Here is a 19,134-nt window from a genome sequence, read left to right as displayed (position 1 = left end):
CGGTACATCCGATGCTACTTCAACGACTGGAACACCGCTTTCGCGAGCAAGCCCGCTCCCACATTTCGATCTTCGTATGTCTGTTACTAATCGGTTTAATGCCATGAATATTTCAACTGCCAAAGCTCACATGGACCTGCCCCAACCGGTGCGTAAAAGCCGGTTGACCAATCCCGGCTGGTTTTTGGTCAGCCCTTCAGTGGCCTTGTTGCTGTTGTGGATGATTGTGCCGCTGGGCATGACCGTCTACTTCTCGACGATTCGCTACAACCTGCTTAGTCCGGGTGAAAACGAGTTCGTCGGGCTGGAGAACTTTACTTACTTCCTGACGGATTCGGGCTTCCTGCCCGGCGCTACCAATACGTTGTTGCTGGTAGGCAGCGTCTTGCTGATCAGCGTGGTGTTCGGCGTGCTGATCAGTGCACTGCTTGAGGCCTCGGAATTCATGGGCCGCGGCATCGTGCGGGTGATGCTGATTTCGCCGTTCTTCATCATGCCCACCGTCGGTGCGCTGATCTGGAAGAACCTGATTTTCCATCCGGTGTCGGGGATCCTCGCCTACGTCTGGAAACTGTTCGGCGCGCAACCGGTGGACTGGCTGGCGCATTACCCGTTGCTGTCGATCATCATCATTGTGTCGTGGCAATGGCTACCGTTCGCGATCCTGATCCTGATGACTGCCATGCAGTCCCTCGATCAGGAACAGAAAGAAGCGGCGCGCCTCGACGGTGCCGGGCCGATTGCGATCTTCTGGCACCTGACCCTGCCGCATCTGGCGCGACCGATTGCGGTGGTGGTGATGATCGAAACCATCTTCCTGCTCTCGGTGTTCGCCGAAATTTTCACCACCACCAACGGCGGCCCCGGCTACGCCTCGACCAACCTCGCCTACCTGATCTACAACCAGGCGCTGGTGCAATTCGACGTCGGCATGGCCTCGGCGGGTGGTTTGATCGCCGTGGTGATCGCCAACATCGCGGCCATCGTGCTGGTGCGCATGATCGGCAAAAACCTGACAGACAAAGCCTGAGGCCTGTGCCATGACCCTTCAACAATCCCGCCGCCTGCAAAGCCTGCTGCTCGGCACCCTGGCCTGGGCCATCGCCATCCTGATTTTCTTTCCGATTTTCTGGATGGTGCTGACCAGTTTCAAAACCGAAATCGATGCATTCGCCACGCCGCCGCAGTTCATCTTCACGCCGACACTGGAGAACTACCTGCACATCAATGAGCGCAGTGACTACTTCAGCTTTGCCTGGAATTCGGTGGTGATTTCGTTCAGCGCCACCGCGTTGTGCCTGCTGATTGCGGTGCCGGCGGCCTACTCGATGGCGTTCTATGAAACCCAACGCACCAAAGGCACGCTGCTGTGGATGCTCTCCACCAAAATGCTGCCGCCGGTGGGCGTGTTGATGCCGATCTACCTGCTGGCCAAAAGCTTTGGCCTGCTCGATACGCGCATTGCGCTGATCGTCATTTACACGCTGATCAACCTGCCCATCGTGGTCTGGATGATTTACACCTACTTCAAAGACATCCCCAAAGACATCCTCGAAGCCGCACGCCTGGACGGCGCCACGCTGTGGCAGGAAATGGTCCGGGTGCTGCTGCCCATCGCCAAGGGTGGCCTGGCGTCGACCGTTTTGCTGTCGCTGATCCTGTGTTGGAACGAGGCGTTCTGGTCGCTGAACCTGACCTCGTCGAAAGCCGCGCCACTGACTGCATTGATCGCCTCGTACTCAAGTCCCGAAGGGTTGTTCTGGGCCAAGTTGTCGGCGGTGTCGACGCTGGCCTGTGCGCCGATCCTGATTTTCGGCTGGATCAGCCAGAAACAATTGGTCCGCGGCCTGTCGTTCGGCGCCGTGAAATAGCCCTCAAAGAATAAGCACAAAAGGAGCGCCACCATGGCCAACCTGAAAATCAAGAATCTGCAAAAAGGCTTCGAAGGCTTTTCCATCATCAAAGGCATCGACCTGGAAGTGAACGACAAGGAGTTCGTGGTGTTCGTCGGTCCGTCGGGTTGCGGCAAGTCCACGCTGCTGCGGCTGATCGCCGGCCTGGAAGAAGTCAGCGGCGGAACCATAGAGCTCGATGGCCGCGACATCACCGAAGTCAGCCCGGCCAAGCGTGACCTGGCGATGGTGTTTCAGACCTACGCCCTGTACCCGCACATGAGCGTGCGCAAAAACATGTCGTTCGCCCTCGATCTGGCCGGCGTGCCAAAAGCGGAAGTCGAGAAGAAAGTCGGCGAAGCGGCGCGCATCCTGGAACTGGGGCCGATGCTCGAACGCAAGCCGAAACAGCTGTCTGGCGGCCAGCGTCAGCGCGTGGCCATCGGCCGGGCGATTGTGCGCAACCCGAAAATATTCCTGTTCGACGAACCGCTGTCCAACCTCGACGCCGCCCTGCGGGTGCAGATGCGCCTGGAACTGTTGCGCCTGCACAAAGAACTGCAAGCCACGATGATTTACGTGACCCACGACCAGGTTGAGGCCATGACCATGGCCGACAAGGTGGTCGTGCTCAATGGCGGCAAAATTGAACAGGTCGGCTCGCCGCTGGACCTGTATCACCAGCCGGCCAACCTGTTTGTCGCCGGGTTCCTGGGCACGCCGAAAATGGGCTTCCTCAAGGGCAAAGTGACCCACATCGAGGGCCAGCACACCGAAGTGCTGCTGGACGCCGGAACCCGCATCAGCCTGCCATTGAGCGCGGCGACCCTCAGCGTCGGCAGCGCTGTGACATTGGGCATTCGTCCGGAACATCTGGAACTGGCGCAGACCGGCGACTGCACGCTGCAGGTCACCGCCGACGTCAGCGAGCGCCTGGGCAGCGACACCTTCTGCCACGTCGTGACCACGTCCGGTGAAGCCCTGACCCTGCGCGTGCGTGGCGACCTCGCCAGCCGTTATGGCGAAACCCTGAACCTGCACCTGGACGCTGAACACTGCCATTTATTCGATGCCGACGGCGTGGCGCTCACTCGCCCACTGCGCGCCGCCGCCTGATCCCGAGACTATGTGATGAAACTCAATAATCAGAATCTGCATCGCCTCAAGCCTGAGGTGGGTCTGCCCGCCTATGCACTGAGCGACACGCGCCAAGGCATCGCGCACATTGGCGTGGGTGGTTTCCACCGCGCGCATCAGGCGTATTACACCGACGCGTTGATGAATACTGGCGAAGCGCTGGACTGGGCCATTTGCGGGGTCGGCCTGCGCGCCGAAGACCGCCGCGCCCGGGACGATCTCAACGAGCAGGACTACCTGTTCACCCTGTTTGAGCTGGGCGATACCGATGACACCGAAGTCCGGGTCATCGGTGCGATCCGCGACATGCTGCTGGCTGAAGACGGTGCGCAAACGCTGATCGATAAACTCGCCAGCCCCGACATCCGCATTGTCTCGCTGACCATCACCGAGGGCGGTTATTGCATCGACGACAGTACCGGCGAGTTCATGGCCGATCTGCCGCAGATCCAGCACGACCTGGCGCACCCGGATTCGCCGACGACCGTCTTCGGCTTCCTGTGTGCGGCGCTGGCCCAGCGCAGAGCGGCCGGCACGCCGGCGTTCACGCTGATGTCCTGCGATAACCTGCCCCACAACGGCGCGGTCACCCGCAAGGCTCTGTTGGCCTTCGCCGCGTTGCGCGACGCCGATCTGCGCGACTGGATCGAGCGCAATGTGAGCTTTCCCAACGCCATGGTCGACCGCATTACGCCGATGACCAGCACCGCACATCGTCTGCAGCTGGCCGACAAACACGCGGTCGACGATGCCTGGCCGGTGGTCTGCGAACCCTTTGTGCAATGGGTGCTGGAAGACAAGTTCGTCAACGGTCGCCCCGCGTGGGAAAAGGTCGGCGTGCAGTTCACCGATGACGTCACGCCTTATGAAGAGATGAAGATCAAACTGCTCAACGGCAGCCATCTGGCACTGACCTATCTGGGGTTTCTCAAGGGTTACCGTTTTGTCCACGAAACCATGAACGACCCGCTGTTCGTGCGCTATATGCGCGCCTACATGGACCTGGACGTGACCCCGCAGCTGTCGCCCGTGCCAGGGATTAACCTGACGGACTACAAAGACACGCTGGTGCAGCGCTTCTCCAACCAGGCCATTGCCGATCAACTGGAGCGGGTGTGCTCGGACGGTTCGTCGAAGTTTCCCAAGTTCACCCTCCCGACCATCAACCGCTTGATTGCTGATGGTCGCGAAACCAAACGGGCCGCGCTGGTCGTGGCGGCGTGGGCCCTGTTTTTGAAGGGCGTGGATGAGAATGGCGATACCTATTCGATCCCTGATCCACGGGCGGCGTTCTGTCAGGCACTGGTAGCGGATGATGTGTTGATCACCCAACGATTGCTCGCGGTCGAGGAGATTTTTGGCACGGCGATCCCGCATTCGGCCGAGTTTGTGGCGGCATTCGAGTGGTGTTGCAACAGCTTGCGCGACGTGGGTGTGACGCGGACGTTGGAGCGGGTGTTGGCTTGACGATCTGTAGGGGGCATTCATGGCAAATCAACAATTATTTCTCGGCATCGACTGCGGCACCCAAGGCACTAAAGCCATTGTCCTCGACTCGGTCAGCGGCCTGGTGCTGGGTCAGGGTGCCGCCGCCCACAGCCTGATCAGCGACGCCAACGGTCGCCGTGAGCAAGACACCCGCCAGTGGCTGCATGCCTTCACCCTGGCCACCCGAAATGCGCTGCGCGAAGCCAATGTCGACGGCCAGGACATCCTCGGCATCGGCGTTTCCGGCCAGCAACATGGTCTGGTCCTGCTCGACGATCAAGGCCAGGTGCTGCGTCCGGCCAAACTCTGGTGCGACACCGAATCCACTGCGGAAAACGATCGCCTGCTGGCGCATCTCGGTGGTGAAAAGGGTTCGCTTGAGCGCCTCGGCGTCGTCATCGCACCCGGTTACACCGTGTCAAAGCTGCTCTGGACCAAGGAGCAACACCCGCACGTGTTCGCCCGCATCGCCCGCATCCTGCTGCCCCACGACTACCTCAACTTCTGGCTCACCGGCCGCAGTTGCAGTGAATACGGCGACGCCTCCGGCACCGGTTATTTCAACGTACGCACCCGTCAGTGGGATTTGCAATTGCTGCGCGATATCGATCCCAGCGGCCGCCTGCAAGCCGCGTTGCCGGAGTTGATCGACGCCCACCAGGCCGTCGGCACGTTGTTGCCGAGCATCGCCGAACACTTGGGCATCAATCCGCAAGCGCTGGTTTCAAGCGGTGGCGGCGACAACATGATGGGCGCGATTGGTACCGGCAACATCAAGCCCGGCGCGATCACCATGAGCCTCGGCTCATCGGGCACGGTGTGCGCTTATGCCGATCAGCCCAAAGTCAGCGCGGACGCCTCGGTCGCCACCTTCTGTTCTTCCAGCGGTGGTTGGTTGCCGTTGATTTGCACCATGAACCTGACCAACGCGACGGGTGCTATTCGCGAGTTGTTCGACCTGGATATCCAACAGTTCAACGATTGGGTCGCGCAGGCCCCCATCGGAGCCGAAGGCGTGTGCATGCTGCCATTCCTTAACGGCGAACGCGTCCCCGCCCTGCCCCACGCCACCGGCAGCCTGCTGGGCTTGACGATGACTAACCTGACCCAGGCAAACCTGTGCCGTGCCGTAGTGGAAGGCACGACCTTCGGATTGCGTTATGGACTGGACCTGTTGCGGCACAATGGCTTACAAAGCCGCAGCATCTGCCTGATCGGCGGCGGCTCGAAGAGTCCGGTGTGGCGACAGATCGTCGCCGACATCATGAACACCCCTGTCATCTGCACCGAACAAAGCGAAGCCGCCGCCCTTGGCGCGGCGATTCAGGTGGCGTGGTGCAAATCCTGGGCAAACGGGCACGAGGACAGCCTGGCCGACCTGTGCGAGCGCTGCGTAACGCTTGATCTGGCCAGCGAAACCTTGCCGATTGCCACCAATGTGCAGGCCTTTGAGCAGGCCTATGAACGCTATCGACAGCATGTCGCAACCCTTTAAAGAGTGAGTAACTATGTACTTGGTGTGTGGCGAAGCGCTGTTCGATTTCTTCAGTGAAGAGGACGCCAGCGGCCTGGCTTCAAAAGTGAATTTCAAGGCGATTGCCGGCGGTTCGCCGTTCAACGTGGCGGTCGGTTTGCGCCGTTTGGGTGTGGAGTCGGCGTTGTTTGCCGGGCTGTCCACCGACTACCTCGGCCGACGCTTGCAGCAAGTGCTGCAGGGTGAAGGCGTACGCGCCGATTACCTGGTGGATTTCGCCGCGCCAAGCACGCTGGCAATGGTTGCCGTCGGCGCCAATGGCTCGCCGCACTACAGCTTTCGAGGTGAAGGTTGCGCGGATCGGCAATTGACACTCGAACACCTGCCGGCGCTGGGGCCCGAGGTGCGCGGCTTGCACGTTGGCTCATTCTCGCTGGTGGTGCAGCCGATTGCCGACACGCTGCTGGCGCTGGTGCAACGCGAAAGCGGTCAACGCCTGATCAGCCTTGACCCGAACGTGCGGCTCAATCCTGAACCGAACATCGACCTGTGGCGTTCGCGGATCGCGACGCTGGTCGAGTATGCGGACCTGATCAAAGTCAGCGATGAGGATTTGAGTCTGTTGTACCCCGAGGAAGATCCGCAACGGGTGATCGAAGGCTGGTTGCAGCATCGCTGTCAGTTGGTGTTCCTGACACGGGGCGGTGAAGGGGCAACGGTGTTTAGCCGTGTTCATGGTTCGTGGTCGGTACCGGCCAGTACCGTGAAGATTGCTGACACGGTGGGGGCTGGCGATACGTTCCAGGCGGCGTTGATTACCTGGTTGACCGAGCAGCAGCTGGATTCGATTGAGGGTTTGAAGCAGCTTGGGCACGAGCAGATTGATGCGATGCTGAAGTTTGCAGTGCAGGCGGCGGCGTTGACGTGCAGTAAGACCGGGCCGGATTTGCCGTATCGGCATCAACTGGATCTTCGCCGTAGCTGATGGCCGCATCGCGGGCAAGCCCGCTCCCACAGGGGATTTGCGGTGAGCACAGTTTTTGTGGTCGGCGACAATCCCAATGTGGGAGCGGGCTTGCCCGCGATGGCGGTGTCACTCACACCGCCTCCTCTCGGTTCGTCGCCACGTCAAGACTGTGACACCAGAAATCCTAGTAAAACATAACGAAAAACCTCCCGGATTCACTGGTCCAAACCGTGCCACTAAGGGTTTTCCCGATGGTTGGAGAGCCGCTCGCCTACGCCATTTGCGCCTTGAACGAGGCCGTTTAATCCTGCACCATCCGCCCCAGCTAATTCAAAGGACGGAATTCAAGGCATGCTGGACGCTAACGCAACCCATATTTCCCTCACGCTGGAAGGCGTTTCTGCCGACCTGCAAGTCCTCAGTTTCGTCGGTCGCGAAGCCCTCAACCAACCGTTCTGTTTCGACATCGAACTGGTCAGCGCCCGCCCCGACCTGAAACTCGAAGATATCCTGCACAAGCCCGGCTGCCTGACTTTCGGCGCGACCGGCAAAGGCATCATCCACGGTCTGGTCTATCGCATCGAGCAAGGCGACTCGGGTAAAAAACTGACCCGCTACAGCATCAGCCTGTGCCCGCAACTGGCGTACCTGCGCCACAACCACGACCAGCAAATCTTCCAGCAACTGAGCGTGCCGAAGATCATCGCGCAGGTGCTGGAAGCGCGCGGCATTCTGGCTGACGCGTACAGTTTCCAGCTCGGCGCGATCTACCCCGACCGCGACTACTGCGTGCAGTACGACGAGTCGGACCTGCATTTCATCCAGCGCCTGTGCGAAGAAGAAGGCATTCACTTCCACTTCCAGCACAGCGCCAGCGGCCACAAACTGGTGTTCGGCGATGACCAGACCGTGTTCCGCAAACTGGCGCCCGTGGCCTACCAGCAAGACTCTGGCATGGCCGCCGATAAACCGGTGATCAAACGTTTCAACCTGCGTCTGGAAACCCGGACCACCCGCGTCAGCCGCCGCGACTACGACTTCGAAAAACCGCGCATCCTGCCCGAGGGCGCCGCCAAGACCGCGTTCGCCCCGGACCTCGAAGACTACGATTACCCCGGCCTCTTCCTCACCCGCGAGCGTGGCAAACAGCTGGCGACCCGCGCCCTGGAACGCCATCGCAGCGACTACGCACTCGCCGAAGGCAAAGGTGACGAACCCACGTTGGTCAGCGGCCACTTCATGGCCCTCAGCGAACACCCGCGCGCCGAGTGGAACGACCTCTGGCTGCTGCTGGAAGTCGTCCATGAAGGCAAACAGCCGCAGGTACTCGGCGAGAACGTCACCAGCGACGTCACCCACAACAAAGACGATTTCCATCAGGGCTACCGCAACCGCTTCCTCGCCACGCCCTGGGACGCGCACTACCGCCCTGCCCTCGAACACCCGAAACCGAAAGTCCTGGGCAGCCAGACCGCCATCGTCACCGGCCCGCCGGGTGAAGAAATCCATTGCGACGAATACGGTCGCGTCAAAGTCCAGTTCCACTGGGACCGCGACGGCCAGGCCAACGATAAAACCACTTGCTGGCTGCGCGTCGCCACCGGTTGGGCCGGCAGTGCCTACGGCGGCATCGCCATCCCGCGCGTCGGCATGGAAGTGCTGGTCAGCTTCTTCGAAGGCGACCCCGACCAACCGCTGGTGACCGGCTGCCTGTACCACAAGGAAAACGTTGTCCCCTACGACCTGCCGGCGAACAAAACCCGCAGCACCTTCAAAACCCTGAGCTCACCGGGCGGCAAGGGCTACAACGAATTTCGCATCGAAGACAAAAAAGGCGCGGAACAGATCTACCTCCACGCCCAGCGCGACTGGGACGAAAACATCGAGCACGACCAGAAAATCCGCATCGGCAACGAGCGGCACGACACGGTTGAGGCCAATGTTTACAGCGAGTTCAAAGTTCAAGAACACCGCATCACCCACCTCGACCGCAAGACCGAAGCGCGAGCCGATGACCACCTGACCGTCGCCGTGACCCAGCATGTGAAGGTCGGGACGGCGCAGTTTGTCGAGGCCGGTGAGGAGATTCACTACAACGCCGGGGAAAAGGTTGTGGTTGAGGGCGGGATGGAACTGACGGCCACGGCTGGTGGGAGTTTCGTCAAGGTGGATGCGGGGGGTGTGACGATCAGCGGGGCTGAGGTCAAGACCAACTCCGGTGGTGCGCCGGGTGCGGGGAGCGGGATTCAGATTCTTGCGCCGATCACACCGGCCGCAGCTGCGGCTGCCGCGGCAGGGAAAGTGCTGAGTGCTCCGCCGGTTGGCAAGTTCAATGCTGTTGCTGATTCCGTGCCCAAGACAGTGAAAACGGCTGCAGGGGATGATCCTGAAGAGGAACTTGAGGAAGAGGAAGAAGAGGTCGAGCTGGAAGATATTACGTTGCGGATTGGGGTGTTCTTTGATGGTACGGGGAACAACCGCAGTAATAGCGAGCGTGTTTATGGTTGCTTCGCTCCGGATGTAAACCTGCAAGATTCGGCCGCAGACATCCGTCAGTACTGCGCCTCTTTTGGCTACGACGGCAAAGGAAGTAGCCCGGACAACAGTTATGGCAATGATGTCAGTAACGTAGCCAGACTGTATGACCTTTATCAGAACCAAGTGGATGAAGCGCTGCCTATTGATGCAGAAAGGGCGAGTTTATCGATTTATGTGGATGGGATCGGCACCAGCAGTACCGAGGAGGACTCCACTTTTTCACAAGGCACAGGCATAGGTGCACAGGGTGTCCGGGCGCGGGTAGAAGAGACTCCAGACCTATTTATTCAGGCGATCCGACTCTTTAAAAACAACAATCCTGATAAGCGTATTTCTAACATTGAGTTCGACATTTTCGGATTCAGTCGAGGCTCTGCGGCGGCAAGAGACTTTGCTAATGAAATACTAAAAGGTAGCCAAAGTATTCTCGCTAAAGCGCTGCCGGCGGGATCGCCAATGTTATCGGACAGCTTTGCATGGAAGCCAAATACCGACATCTCCATAAATTTCATCGGCGTCTACGACACAGTTGCAGCCATTGCCAACCCGCTGGTAGGGGACTGGAATGGTAATAATGCTTTTAACCCAGGGATCAATATCTATCTAGCACCAGACGCTGCAAAGAAAGTCGTCCAATTAGTCGCTCGAAATGAGCGACGTTACAATTTTGCGTTAAACAGTCTTGGGGCTGCCGATATTATTTTGCCGGGCGTGCACTCGGACCTCGGTGGCGGCTATCTACCCAAGGCGAGGGAGCGGATACTGCTCAGCAAACCGCGTAGGAGTCCGGTAGACGAAAGGACATCTTTTGTTGAAGCTAACAGTTACAAGGTTGCCCAAGAGGACTTGAGGCGGCTACAGGATCAATTGGCCCAATATAACCTCCCATTGGAGATCCGCACGTGGGAGGTGCCGTTTCGTACCACGGGTAAAGAAAACCGCAAAGATATGAAATACGTTTATGCCGCTGTCAGCAGTCAACGAGAGGTCCGCAGTGAGCTGTCCTTGATCTACTTTCGGATCATGCGCGAACTAGCCGTTGAAAATGGAGTGCCTTTTGGACAAATCCCCGAGAGCAATCCAAGACTGGCGCTACCTGCGGAGCTCATACCCATCTCCGAAAAATTGTTGTCGTACGCTCAGGGGAAAAGCAAAACAATAGGGCTGACCTCACAGGAAGAGGAACTGCTCTTCCAGCGTTACGTTCATTTATCTGACAACTGGAACGCCGCTAAAAATCGAAACAATAGTGACTTGAATATAGTCTTCATCAATCGACCAGACGTAAATTCTGTACGCACGGCACATCAAAATGAGTAACTTTTTACGCGTCGCTATCGCCGCCTTTCTGCTCAGTGGATGCACGTTAGCCAACAGTGAAACGCTACCTTACAAAGCCTGGCGTTTGGGTTTCTCAGCACCTAACTACATGGAAGTCTGGATCGAAGCAGCTGATGTTATTGATGTCGAAGGCCAAGTATACAGACGTGCCATGAGTGGAATAGCTGCGATACAGACTCCTCCCAATAACACGGGCGACCCTAGAGGCTGGCCGGAAAAGCCGGGGCCGGGCAAAGGTAAGAATGTAACTGGAGCAGACTTACCCAAAAAAATCTACGTCCGATGGCAATCATTGGTTGAACCTCAAACTTATAAAATGGTTATCGACATACCCGAGTCGACCAGGGAACTTATGCGCAAGGGTGAAAAAGCCTTTTGTGCTGCTGATGGAAAATGGATAACAGGCTACCGCGAGGTATTGGTAATAAATCTGGCACCCGGAGGGATGGCTAAAGTGTGGGTAATGGGATCGTGCCTGCCAGCGATAGAAGTGGCTAAGGTAAAAGCCGAGATTGACCCACGTGGACCTTATGAAGGTAACTCTGGCGGCAAGTACGACAAGCTATCCGACCAATCCAAAGCGTACGTCGAAAAGTTTGGTGTGCCCTATGATTCTTGGAAGTGACAGAGCCCAAGCAGCCTGATGAGTAATTTCTTGCGAACTACGATTTGCGCATTTTTGCTCAGTGGTTGCACATACGCCAACAGCGAGCCAATGCCTTACAAATCCTGGTACTTAGGGTTCTCGGCCCCCGCTTACATGGAGGTTTGGATCGAAACCGCCGATGTTGTCGATATTCAGGACCATGTATACCCACGTGCGATGAGTGGTCTTGCCTCCATGTTAAAGCCGCCAAACAATTCTGGCGATCCGCGAGGTTGGCCGAAAAGAGCTAGCATCGGCAGCGGTAAGCATGTGACAGGGGCCGACTTGCCCAAGCAGATTTATGTCCGCTGGCAGTCGCAGGTCGAACCGCAAACCTACCTGATGGTGGTTAAAATCCCTGAGGCTACTCGGGAGATTATGCTTAAGGGTGAAAAGGTTTTCTGCGCTGCCGATGGGAAATGGATCACTGGCTATCGTCAGTCAATCGGTATAAGGCTGGTCCCCGGAGGTATTGCCAAAGTCTGGGTTGGCGGTCCATGCATGACGCCGATCGAGGTGACCACGGTAAAAGCCGTGATTGATCCGCGTGGCCCATACGAAGGTAAGTCTGGAGGTCACTACCGCCCCCTTTCCGCCGTTTCCAAGGCCTATGTCGAAAAACTTGGCGTGCCTTATGATTCTTGGAAGTGAAAGAGCCAAAGCAGCCTGATGAATAGTATCTTGCGAATAACGGTTTGCGCATATTTGCTCAGTGGTTGCACTTTCGCCAACAGCGAGGCAATGCCTTACAAATCCTGGCGCTTGGGCTTTTCGGCGCCGAATTACATGGAAGTGTGGATCGAGTCGGCCGATGTAGTCGATATCAAAGAGCAGGTTTATCCGCGAGCGATGAGTGGCACTGCTGCCATACAGACACCTCCTAACAACACTGGCGACCCTAGAGGGTGGCCCGAAAAGCCAGGAATCGGCAAAGGTAAGAATGTAACTGGGGCGGACTTACCAAAAAAGATTTATGTACGCTGGCAGTCTCTTGTCGAACCGCAAACTTACCAAATGGTGATCAACGTACCCGAGTCGACAAGGGCGATCATGCGCAAGGAAGAAAAGGCTTTTTGCGCATTTGATGGTAAGTGGATTACAGACTACCGCAACGCGTTGGTTATCAATTTGGCGCCCGGCGGGATGGCCAAAATATGGGTGATGGGGTCGTGTCTGCCAGCGATAGAAGTGACCAAGGTAAAAGCCGTAGTTGATCCACGCGGCCCATATGAAGGTAAGTCTGGCGGTAAGTACGACAAGCTATCCGACCAATCCAAAGCCTACGTCGAAATGTTTGGTGTGCCCTATGATTCTTGGAAGTGACAGAGCCGTGACGCTCTAATGATTAGTTATTTACGACCTACCTTCTGCGCGTTATTGCTCAGTGGCTGTACATTTGCTAACAGCCAGTCAATGCCTTACAAATCCTGGTACTTGGGATTCTCGGCTCCTGACTACATGGAGGTCTGGATCGAAACAGCCGATGTCGTCGACATTCAGGACCGTGTGTTTCAGCGTGCTGGGAGTGGCATCGCGTCAATGCAATCGCCTCCCAACAATTCCGGCGATCCGCGAGGTTGGCCGAAAAGAGCTGCCCTTGGCAGCGCTAAGCATGTAACAGGGGCCGACTTGCCCAAACAGATTTATGTCCGCTGGCAGTCGCAGGTTGAACCGCAAACCTACCTGATGGTGATTAAAATCCCTGAGGCTACTCGGGAGATCATGCTTAAGGGTGAAAAGGTTTTCTGCGCTGCCGATGGTAAATGGATCACTGGTTATCGTGATTCAATCGGCATAAGACTAGTCCCCGGAGGTATCGCCAGAGTCTGGGTTGGCGGTCCGTGCGTGACACCGATCGAAGTGACTACGGTAAAAGCCGTAATTGATCCGCGTGGCCCATACGAAGGTAAGTCTGGAGGTCACTACCGCCCCCTTTCCGCCGTTTCCAAAGCCTACGTCGAAAAGTTTGGTGTGCCCTATGACTCTTGGAAGTGAAAGAGCGACAACAGTTTAATGAAGAGCTTTCACGAACCACCTTGCGAGTATTGAGGCTTGGCGCCAATGACGCTTAAGTGTGATCACTGAGTTCCCATCCAAAACGAAAAAATCCAGCGCCTACAAGCGCTGAATTTTGCTGTAAAGATCAGACCGGCGCCTTCCACCCCATCATCCGCTGCTGCGCAACCGCTAACAGGTCAAACCCATCCTGCGTCAGCAGATAAAGCGCGTGAGTAATGTGCGGAATGTCTTGAACATCACCGTGCTTGAAGCATTGGCAATGCAGCGTTTCAAGTAGCTGGCTGGAGGCTCTTACTCGCTGTAGCGCGGCTTCGAGAATGTCTTGGGGGTTGGCTTCGGTGTCGATTACCAAAGGACTTGAATCGGTAACACCGCTGTTGAGTGAACGATAACGATCTGGAAACGGTTTGAACGTTGGCATAGTAATTACTCGGTTGTTTGTAAAAAAACCGCTAACACCGTGACCAAACGGTGGGAGGCGGACTGTGTACAGGCTTGGTCAACCGAAACAACCATCGGCTCGCTCGAAAGCGTCCGGCACACAGCCGCCATAACTACTCGACATGAGGACGTAGATGTCCGCAGGGCGAATAATGGCACACTTAAGTGCGTTGCTTCAGGTGACCAAACCCGACCGCTGATTTTGCAGCGAGCCCAAACAGTAATCGCTCCCACCCGGCAGGCGAAAGTCGATAAGTCACCTACGCTTGTAGGACCCAGCCGAAGCTGCCGTCGCTTTATTACCCGGCGAAACATCCGACAGAAACACCCCGCGCGACAGGCGGCGTTCAGGTGGGTTAACCATCGCTTAACGCCGTGGTTAAAAACTCAACACGACCGCACGCCCTCAGACGCTTCTGATGCCCAGTGCGGCAGGTTCGACGCCTTGATGTCGAGCTGATTTTCCGCCCGCTCTGGAGATCGCCTCATGAACACCCGCGCTCTGATTATTGCCACCGCCCTCACCTGCACTGCGTTTGCCGGGCTTGCCCAGGCCAACGACACACCCTCTTCCCAAGCCGTGCCCTATCACTACGGCATGCCGCTGAACGTGGGCAAAGTCGTGGCCCTGACAGAGCCGACGACCGACGAATGCAAAGTGATCACCGCTGATATGAAGTACATCGACACGTCCGGCAAGCCTGAAGAAATCACCTACAGGAAGCTTTCCGACGCGTGCAGTTATCAAAACTGACGGAACAGTCTGATTCGAAACCTGGCGGTTTTACTGTGAGGGTTCTGGCGTTATGCTCTAGCGCCGCCCTCACTGCCGCAAGGATTCGCCATGCAGTTGTCGTTTCGTACGTTGTCGATGTTCACCGCCGCTTTGTGTCTATTGCTAGCGTTGATCTGGGGCTTGATGCCGGACGAGTTGCTGGCGATCTGGGGAATTGAATATTCAACGGCGACAGGCCTTGTCGCCCGGCGCAGCGCGGTGGTGTTTGCGGCGCTGGGGTTGATTTTCTATTGGGTTCGAAACGAGGCGCCGTCGGTGACTCGCAGCGCGCTGTGCAGCGGTTTTATGGTGGGTTGTTTCGGTTTGGCCGCATTGGGTTTCGGTGAATGGCTCAATGGCCACGCCGGGCCGGGCATATTGCTGGCGGTCCTGGTTGAGCTGGCGCTGGGCCTGGGCTTTCTTCAGACCCGGCGCCTGTCGGTAGAACTCGAAACCGTGGGCTAAAGAGCGCTGCTTACTCTGTGCGGGATTTCCACGGACTGTTGTTTGGTGCGCAGTTCGGCGATCAGTTCGTTGATTTCCCGACAACCATTAAGCGCCGAAGCATCGATCCCGGTCACGTGCAGGTCAAGCGCGTCGGTTTGACCGTCCGCATACACCTTGACGGTCATCAACAACTCTGGGGACAGCGTGCATTGGCAGCGTTTAGGTAAAAAACTGCTTTCGATGATGTTGCGAAGTTCCAAGGCAGAAAGAAACATGGCGACCCTCTCCTTTGTGAGACTGCCAATAACGATCGACGCTGACTCATGTGTCATCCCGGCCAGCTTAACAACAGCTGAAGCATAAAACATGCCTCGAATTTCGCCGTGCAGCTCATCGGTAAATCAATGATTTAGCGCCAGGGCTTATAAAAACCGCCGTGCAATTCGCAAGAAGCACCCAGGGCGCTCATGCAATCTGCACACAAGCCGCCACGGGTTTGCATTAACCCTTGAGCGCAGTAAGAATGCCGCCACGTACTTCATCACCAGCAAGGAGGCATCATGGGTTCTTTGACGTTCACTTCGGCTGTCGGGCTAATCGTTGCCGGACTGTCAACCGTGGCACATGCCGCGAAGCTTGAAACCGTCGCTCCGTTTCCAAAACCCGAAAGCGGTTTTACCCGCCAGGTCATTCACCTCGCCCCGCAAGCCAAAGAGGACGACTTTCAGGTTGAAATCCTCGCCGGCAAAACCCTGACCGTGGACTGCAATCGCCAACGGCTGGGCGGGATGCTTGAGGAAAAAAACCTTGAAGGCTGGGGGTACCCGTTCTACCGACTGGAAAACGTCATCGGGCCGATGAGCACGTTGATGGCCTGCCCTGACGGCAAGAGCAAAAAAGACTTCGTGCCGGTGGTCGGTGACGGCTTCATGTTGCGTTACAACAGCAAGCTGCCGATCGTGCTTTACGTGCCGAAAGACATCGAAGTCCGCTATCGGATCTGGTCGGCGTCGAGCAAGGTCGAGAACGCCGTTCAGGAGTAACCACACCCGGCCTCACGCCGGTGTGGCACTCAATGCCGCACGCTCGGCCACGTGGCGCAAACTGTCGAAGTTGATGTTGGCCCCCGAGTCGATCGCCACCAGCGTTTGACCCCGGGCACCGGTTTGCGCCACGTACTTCTTGATCCCGGCGACGGCCAGCGCGCCGGACGGTTCGGTGATCGAGCGGGTATCGTCGTAGATGTTCTTGATCGCGGCGCAAAGCTCATCATTGCTGACCGTCATCACCTCATCGACGCAAAATCGGCAGACTTCGAAGCCATAGGCGCCGATCTGTGCCACCGCCACGCCATCGGCGAAGGTGCCGACATTCGGCAGGACCACTCGCTCATCTGCTTGCAGTGCAGCGGCCAGACACGCCGAATGTTCTGACTCGACGCCGATGATGCGCACTTCAGGGCGCAGGTACTTGACGTACGCGGCGATGCCGGCGATTAAACCTCCACCGCCCACCGGCACAAAGATCGCATCCAGCGGGCCTTGATGCTGGCGCAGGATCTCCATCGCCACCGTGCCTTGCCCGGCAATGACATCCGGGTCGTCGAAGGGCGAAACAAAGGTGCGACCGGTTTGCTCGGCCAGGCCCAGCGCATGATCGAGGGCGAACGGAAAACTCTCACCGTGCAACACCGCCTCTGCCCCACGACTGCGAACCCCGAGCACTTTCAGTTCCGGCGTGGTGCGCGGCATGACGATGGTCGCGGCAATCCCCAACTCCCGCGCTGCCAGCGCCACACCTTGCGCATGATTGCCTGCCGAGGCGGTGATCACGCCACGCGCTTTTTGCTCATCACTGAGCTGAACCAGTTTGTTGTAGGCGCCCCGGATCTTGAAGGAGAACGTCGGTTGCAAATCCTCGCGCTTGAGCAGGACCTGATTGCCCAAGGCTTCGGACAACCCCGGTGCCGCTTGCAACGGCGTGCGCACCGCCAGTTCGTACACCGGCGCGGCGAGGATCTTTTTTACATAGTGCTCAAGCAAGGTCTGTTGGGCGTGCGTGCTGGTCATGGTCGTCTCCTGGCGTTGTTCGGGGCCCGAGAGACAGAAAGTAAAAACCCGCCTCTAGGGCGGGTTGGGTGCTGCAGTCGTGAGCTAGCCCGCCAGATAAGGAATGGCGGTAATAATGCTTGGCTGGCAGCGCAATACGGTGGAAGTCATGGCTGGAAATTAGCCTTGGGTTGATGGCAAGTCAATGGCCAATTTTCGTCTGGATGATTGTAGGACTGCTGCGCCCGAGCACGGACCGGCCGGCGCAGGCTGCGCCAGCTGCTACAGGGGCCGGTGCGACCACCGGGGTTATTTCAGGCCCACCTTGTACAGCGCGCCATTGTCCTCATCGGTCAACACATACAAGTACCCATCCGGGCCTTGGCGCACATCGCGGATTCGCGCCTTGAGTTCACCGAGCAATCGCTCTTCGTGAACCACTTTGTCGCCATCGAACTGCAAGCGAATCAGTTCCTGGCTGACCAGCGCCCCGATGAACGCGTTGTGCTGCCAGGCCTTGAATCGATCACTGTCGTAGAACGCCAGTCCGCTCAACCCCGGGGACTTCTCCCAGACATGATGCGGCGCCACCGTGCCTTCGGCGGACTTGCCTTTGGCTTCGGGGATCGGCTGGCCCGAATAGTTGATGCCGTGGGTTGCCAGCGGCCAGCCGTAGTTTTTCCCGCGTTCGATGATGTTCAATTCATCACCGCCCTGAGGTCCGTGTTCGTTCTCCCAGAGAACGCCGGTCCATGGATTGAGCGCTGCGCCTTGCGGGTTACGCTGGCCATAGGACCAGATTTCCGGACGTACGCCTGCCTGACCGACAAAGGGATTGTCGTCCGGCACTTTGCCGTCCGGGTAAATCCGTACGACTTTGCCTTGCAGCTTGTCGAGGTCCTGAGCCGTTGGCCGGTCATTGTTTTCACCGAGCGTGATGAACAGATAGCCATCACGGTCGAACACCAATCGTGAGCCGAAGTGGTTGCCGACAGAAAGCTTCGGCTCCTGGCGGAAGATCACCTGGAAATTCCTCAGGGTTTTCAGGTCTTCGGACAATTGCCCCCGGCCTACCGCCGTGCCAGCCTTGTCCCCCGCCCCGCCCCCTTCGGCATACGACAGGTAAACCGTGCGGTCTTGCTTGAAGTCGGGGGACAGCACCACATCCAGCAAGCCGCCCTGGCCCTTGGCCCAGACCTTCGGTACACCATCAATCGGGTCGGAGATTTTCCCGTCAACGCTGACGACGCGCAGATGACCGGGCCGCTCGGTCACCAGCATGCCCGTGCGATCCGGCAGGAATGCCAGCGACCATGGATGCTCCAGCCCCTTGGCGAGCGTGGTGACTTGCAGGGTGCCCTGCTCGCTTTGCAGATCCTGAGTCGTGGCCGCGAACACGGGGGCCGCAGCGGTGATGAGGGCGCTGACGCACAAGGGGGCCAGTAGGGTTTTACGCAACATGCACGCTTCCTTTTTTATCGTTCCGGTTCAACGGTTACTGGTGCCTGTATCGCGCGGAGGTGGATTGGGAATGAATGTCGGCGGGCTGGAGGGCGTTGATGGGGTCGAAGGATAACGGTTGCCGATGCCGCCGTTATCCAGGCTCGGAGGCCGTGGCACCGGCATGGTGTTTGGCCCGCGAATGGCCGGGGCACTGGATTGCGAGCCTTGCATGCTATTCGGGTTGGCTCGGCGAATGGGGCTGTTATAGGGATTGCTGGAAGCCCCCGTCGGGCTTTGCGCCAGGAGCAATGATGACGATTGCTCTGGCGATGCGTACGCCAGACTGCTCAGCAAACAACTCAGCGTCAGGGTGGTGCAGCCGAGCACATATCTGTTCATGGAGGGAGCCTCTCGACGTGGATAGTGTCTTCGATAGCACGCTACGCCCGAGGTTCGGATTTGTTAACTAAAACCTCCT

The 19,134-nt window shown here is 57.7% G+C and carries 18 protein-coding genes and 1 pseudogene; 14 read left to right on the top strand and 5 right to left on the bottom strand.

What is annotated here, in order from left to right; translation table 11 throughout:
• Nucleotides 1–103 precede the first annotated feature (103 nt).
• The 11 genes from BMS17_RS26550 to BMS17_RS26500 all read left to right on the top strand — a co-directional run bounded on the left by BMS17_RS26550 (nucleotide 104) and on the right by BMS17_RS26500 (nucleotide 13,478).
• Nucleotides 104–1,030, top strand: coding sequence for a carbohydrate ABC transporter permease (locus tag BMS17_RS26550; protein WP_046033128.1), 927 nt, complete (start codon nucleotides 104–106; stop codon nucleotides 1,028–1,030).
• Between the two features lie 10 nt (nucleotides 1,031–1,040).
• A complete protein-coding gene (locus tag BMS17_RS26545; RefSeq protein WP_007936731.1) occupies nucleotides 1,041–1,871 on the top strand; it encodes a carbohydrate ABC transporter permease in 831 nt (276 codons plus the stop codon).
• A gap of 33 nt (nucleotides 1,872–1,904) precedes the next feature.
• Nucleotides 1,905–3,008: an ABC transporter ATP-binding protein gene (locus BMS17_RS26540; RefSeq protein ID WP_046033126.1), complete on the top strand. Its 1,104-nt coding sequence runs from the start codon at nucleotides 1,905–1,907 to the stop codon at nucleotides 3,006–3,008.
• 15 nt (nucleotides 3,009–3,023) lie between these two features.
• Nucleotides 3,024–4,496 carry a mannitol dehydrogenase family protein gene (locus tag BMS17_RS26535; protein WP_046033125.1) on the top strand — a complete coding sequence of 491 codons (1,473 nt, stop codon included), beginning with the start codon at nucleotides 3,024–3,026 and terminating at the stop codon, nucleotides 4,494–4,496.
• Nucleotides 4,497–4,515: 19 nt separating this feature from the next.
• Nucleotides 4,516–6,012, top strand: a complete 1,497-nt coding sequence (xylB, locus tag BMS17_RS26530; RefSeq protein ID WP_077432130.1) for a xylulokinase — start codon at nucleotides 4,516–4,518, stop codon at nucleotides 6,010–6,012.
• A gap of 13 nt (nucleotides 6,013–6,025) precedes the next feature.
• Nucleotides 6,026–6,976, top strand: coding sequence for a carbohydrate kinase (locus BMS17_RS26525; RefSeq protein WP_046033123.1), 951 nt, complete (start codon nucleotides 6,026–6,028; stop codon nucleotides 6,974–6,976).
• Between the two features lie 333 nt (nucleotides 6,977–7,309).
• On the top strand, nucleotides 7,310–10,816 hold the full coding sequence (gene tssI / locus BMS17_RS26520; protein WP_077432129.1) for a type VI secretion system tip protein TssI/VgrG: 3,507 nt from the start codon (nucleotides 7,310–7,312) through the stop codon (nucleotides 10,814–10,816).
• On the top strand, nucleotides 10,809–11,462 hold the full coding sequence (locus BMS17_RS26515; RefSeq protein ID WP_077432128.1) for a DUF2931 family protein: 654 nt from the start codon (nucleotides 10,809–10,811) through the stop codon (nucleotides 11,460–11,462). Before tssI ends, BMS17_RS26515 begins: the two co-directional genes overlap by 8 nt.
• A gap of 18 nt (nucleotides 11,463–11,480) precedes the next feature.
• Nucleotides 11,481–12,134, top strand: coding sequence for a DUF2931 family protein (locus BMS17_RS26510; protein WP_077432127.1), 654 nt, complete (start codon nucleotides 11,481–11,483; stop codon nucleotides 12,132–12,134).
• A gap of 18 nt (nucleotides 12,135–12,152) precedes the next feature.
• On the top strand, nucleotides 12,153–12,806 hold the full coding sequence (locus BMS17_RS26505) for a DUF2931 family protein (protein ID WP_077432126.1): 654 nt from the start codon (nucleotides 12,153–12,155) through the stop codon (nucleotides 12,804–12,806).
• Nucleotides 12,807–12,824: 18 nt separating this feature from the next.
• Nucleotides 12,825–13,478, top strand: coding sequence for a DUF2931 family protein (locus BMS17_RS26500; RefSeq protein ID WP_077432125.1), 654 nt, complete (start codon nucleotides 12,825–12,827; stop codon nucleotides 13,476–13,478).
• Between the two features lie 148 nt (nucleotides 13,479–13,626).
• Here BMS17_RS26500 and BMS17_RS26495 read toward each other — a convergent pair whose 3' ends face one another.
• A complete protein-coding gene (locus BMS17_RS26495; RefSeq protein ID WP_077432124.1) occupies nucleotides 13,627–13,923 on the bottom strand; it encodes a hypothetical protein in 297 nt (98 codons plus the stop codon).
• Nucleotides 13,924–14,430: 507 nt separating this feature from the next.
• Between BMS17_RS26495 and BMS17_RS26490 the strand changes: the two genes are divergently transcribed.
• Both BMS17_RS26490 and BMS17_RS26485 read left to right on the top strand, forming a co-directional pair.
• Complete coding sequence (locus BMS17_RS26490) at nucleotides 14,431–14,697, top strand: DUF2790 domain-containing protein (RefSeq protein WP_046033118.1); 267 nt, start codon at nucleotides 14,431–14,433, stop codon at nucleotides 14,695–14,697.
• A 90-nt stretch (nucleotides 14,698–14,787) separates the two neighbouring features.
• On the top strand, nucleotides 14,788–15,183 hold the full coding sequence (locus tag BMS17_RS26485; RefSeq protein ID WP_046033117.1) for a hypothetical protein: 396 nt from the start codon (nucleotides 14,788–14,790) through the stop codon (nucleotides 15,181–15,183).
• On the opposite strand, the gene BMS17_RS26480 is transcribed toward BMS17_RS26485, so the two are convergent.
• A complete protein-coding gene (locus BMS17_RS26480) occupies nucleotides 15,180–15,440 on the bottom strand; it encodes a DUF1652 domain-containing protein (RefSeq protein ID WP_046033116.1) in 261 nt (86 codons plus the stop codon). The genes BMS17_RS26485 and BMS17_RS26480 overlap by 4 nt on opposite strands.
• Before the next feature lie 285 nt (nucleotides 15,441–15,725).
• Here BMS17_RS26480 and eco point away from each other — a divergent pair, with 285 nt between their 5' ends.
• The gene (gene eco, locus BMS17_RS26475; RefSeq protein WP_046033115.1) at nucleotides 15,726–16,208 is read left to right on the top strand and encodes a serine protease inhibitor ecotin; all 483 of its coding nucleotides are present in this window, start codon (nucleotides 15,726–15,728) and stop codon (nucleotides 16,206–16,208) included.
• A gap of 30 nt (nucleotides 16,209–16,238) precedes the next feature.
• On the opposite strand, the pseudogene ilvA reads toward eco, so the two are convergent.
• The 3 genes and pseudogenes from ilvA to BMS17_RS26460 form a co-directional block, all read right to left on the bottom strand.
• Nucleotides 16,239–17,234 (bottom strand): annotated as a pseudogene (ilvA, locus tag BMS17_RS26470) (threonine ammonia-lyase, biosynthetic); the annotation flags it as partial.
• A gap of 288 nt (nucleotides 17,235–17,522) precedes the next feature.
• Nucleotides 17,523–18,674, bottom strand: coding sequence for a PQQ-dependent sugar dehydrogenase (locus BMS17_RS26465; protein ID WP_077432122.1), 1,152 nt, complete (start codon nucleotides 18,672–18,674; stop codon nucleotides 17,523–17,525).
• A gap of 27 nt (nucleotides 18,675–18,701) precedes the next feature.
• A complete protein-coding gene (locus BMS17_RS26460; protein WP_077432121.1) occupies nucleotides 18,702–19,055 on the bottom strand; it encodes a hypothetical protein in 354 nt (117 codons plus the stop codon).
• Nucleotides 19,056–19,134 lie beyond the last annotated feature (79 nt).

The sequence above is a fragment of the Pseudomonas sp. C9 genome (assembly GCF_002000165.1).
Lineage (GTDB): Bacteria > Pseudomonadota > Gammaproteobacteria > Pseudomonadales > Pseudomonadaceae > Aquipseudomonas.
Note: the sequence above shows the minus strand (reverse complement) of the source record. Positions and strands in the feature narration are given on the sequence as shown.

Excerpts from the sequence above, each read along its gene's own strand:
- BMS17_RS26550 (WP_046033128.1), top strand. The coding sequence starts at position 104 with ATGAATATTTCAACTGCCAAAGCTCACATGGACCTGCCCCAACCGGTG.
- BMS17_RS26545 (WP_007936731.1), top strand. The coding sequence starts at position 1,041 with ATGACCCTTCAACAATCCCGCCGCCTGCAAAGCCTGCTGCTCGGCACC.
- BMS17_RS26540 (WP_046033126.1), top strand. The coding sequence starts at position 1,905 with ATGGCCAACCTGAAAATCAAGAATCTGCAAAAAGGCTTCGAAGGCTTT.
- BMS17_RS26535 (WP_046033125.1), top strand. The coding sequence starts at position 3,024 with ATGAAACTCAATAATCAGAATCTGCATCGCCTCAAGCCTGAGGTGGGT.
- xylB (WP_077432130.1), top strand. The coding sequence starts at position 4,516 with ATGGCAAATCAACAATTATTTCTCGGCATCGACTGCGGCACCCAAGGC.
- BMS17_RS26525 (WP_046033123.1), top strand. The coding sequence starts at position 6,026 with ATGTACTTGGTGTGTGGCGAAGCGCTGTTCGATTTCTTCAGTGAAGAG.
- tssI (WP_077432129.1), top strand. The coding sequence starts at position 7,310 with ATGCTGGACGCTAACGCAACCCATATTTCCCTCACGCTGGAAGGCGTT.
- BMS17_RS26515 (WP_077432128.1), top strand. The coding sequence starts at position 10,809 with ATGAGTAACTTTTTACGCGTCGCTATCGCCGCCTTTCTGCTCAGTGGA.
- BMS17_RS26510 (WP_077432127.1), top strand. The coding sequence starts at position 11,481 with ATGAGTAATTTCTTGCGAACTACGATTTGCGCATTTTTGCTCAGTGGT.
- BMS17_RS26505 (WP_077432126.1), top strand. The coding sequence starts at position 12,153 with ATGAATAGTATCTTGCGAATAACGGTTTGCGCATATTTGCTCAGTGGT.
- BMS17_RS26500 (WP_077432125.1), top strand. The coding sequence starts at position 12,825 with ATGATTAGTTATTTACGACCTACCTTCTGCGCGTTATTGCTCAGTGGC.
- BMS17_RS26495 (WP_077432124.1), bottom strand. The coding sequence starts at position 13,923 with ATGCCAACGTTCAAACCGTTTCCAGATCGTTATCGTTCACTCAACAGC.
- BMS17_RS26490 (WP_046033118.1), top strand. The coding sequence starts at position 14,431 with ATGAACACCCGCGCTCTGATTATTGCCACCGCCCTCACCTGCACTGCG.
- BMS17_RS26485 (WP_046033117.1), top strand. The coding sequence starts at position 14,788 with ATGCAGTTGTCGTTTCGTACGTTGTCGATGTTCACCGCCGCTTTGTGT.
- BMS17_RS26480 (WP_046033116.1), bottom strand. The coding sequence starts at position 15,440 with ATGTTTCTTTCTGCCTTGGAACTTCGCAACATCATCGAAAGCAGTTTT.
- eco (WP_046033115.1), top strand. The coding sequence starts at position 15,726 with ATGGGTTCTTTGACGTTCACTTCGGCTGTCGGGCTAATCGTTGCCGGA.
- BMS17_RS26465 (WP_077432122.1), bottom strand. The coding sequence starts at position 18,674 with ATGTTGCGTAAAACCCTACTGGCCCCCTTGTGCGTCAGCGCCCTCATC.
- BMS17_RS26460 (WP_077432121.1), bottom strand. The coding sequence starts at position 19,055 with ATGAACAGATATGTGCTCGGCTGCACCACCCTGACGCTGAGTTGTTTG.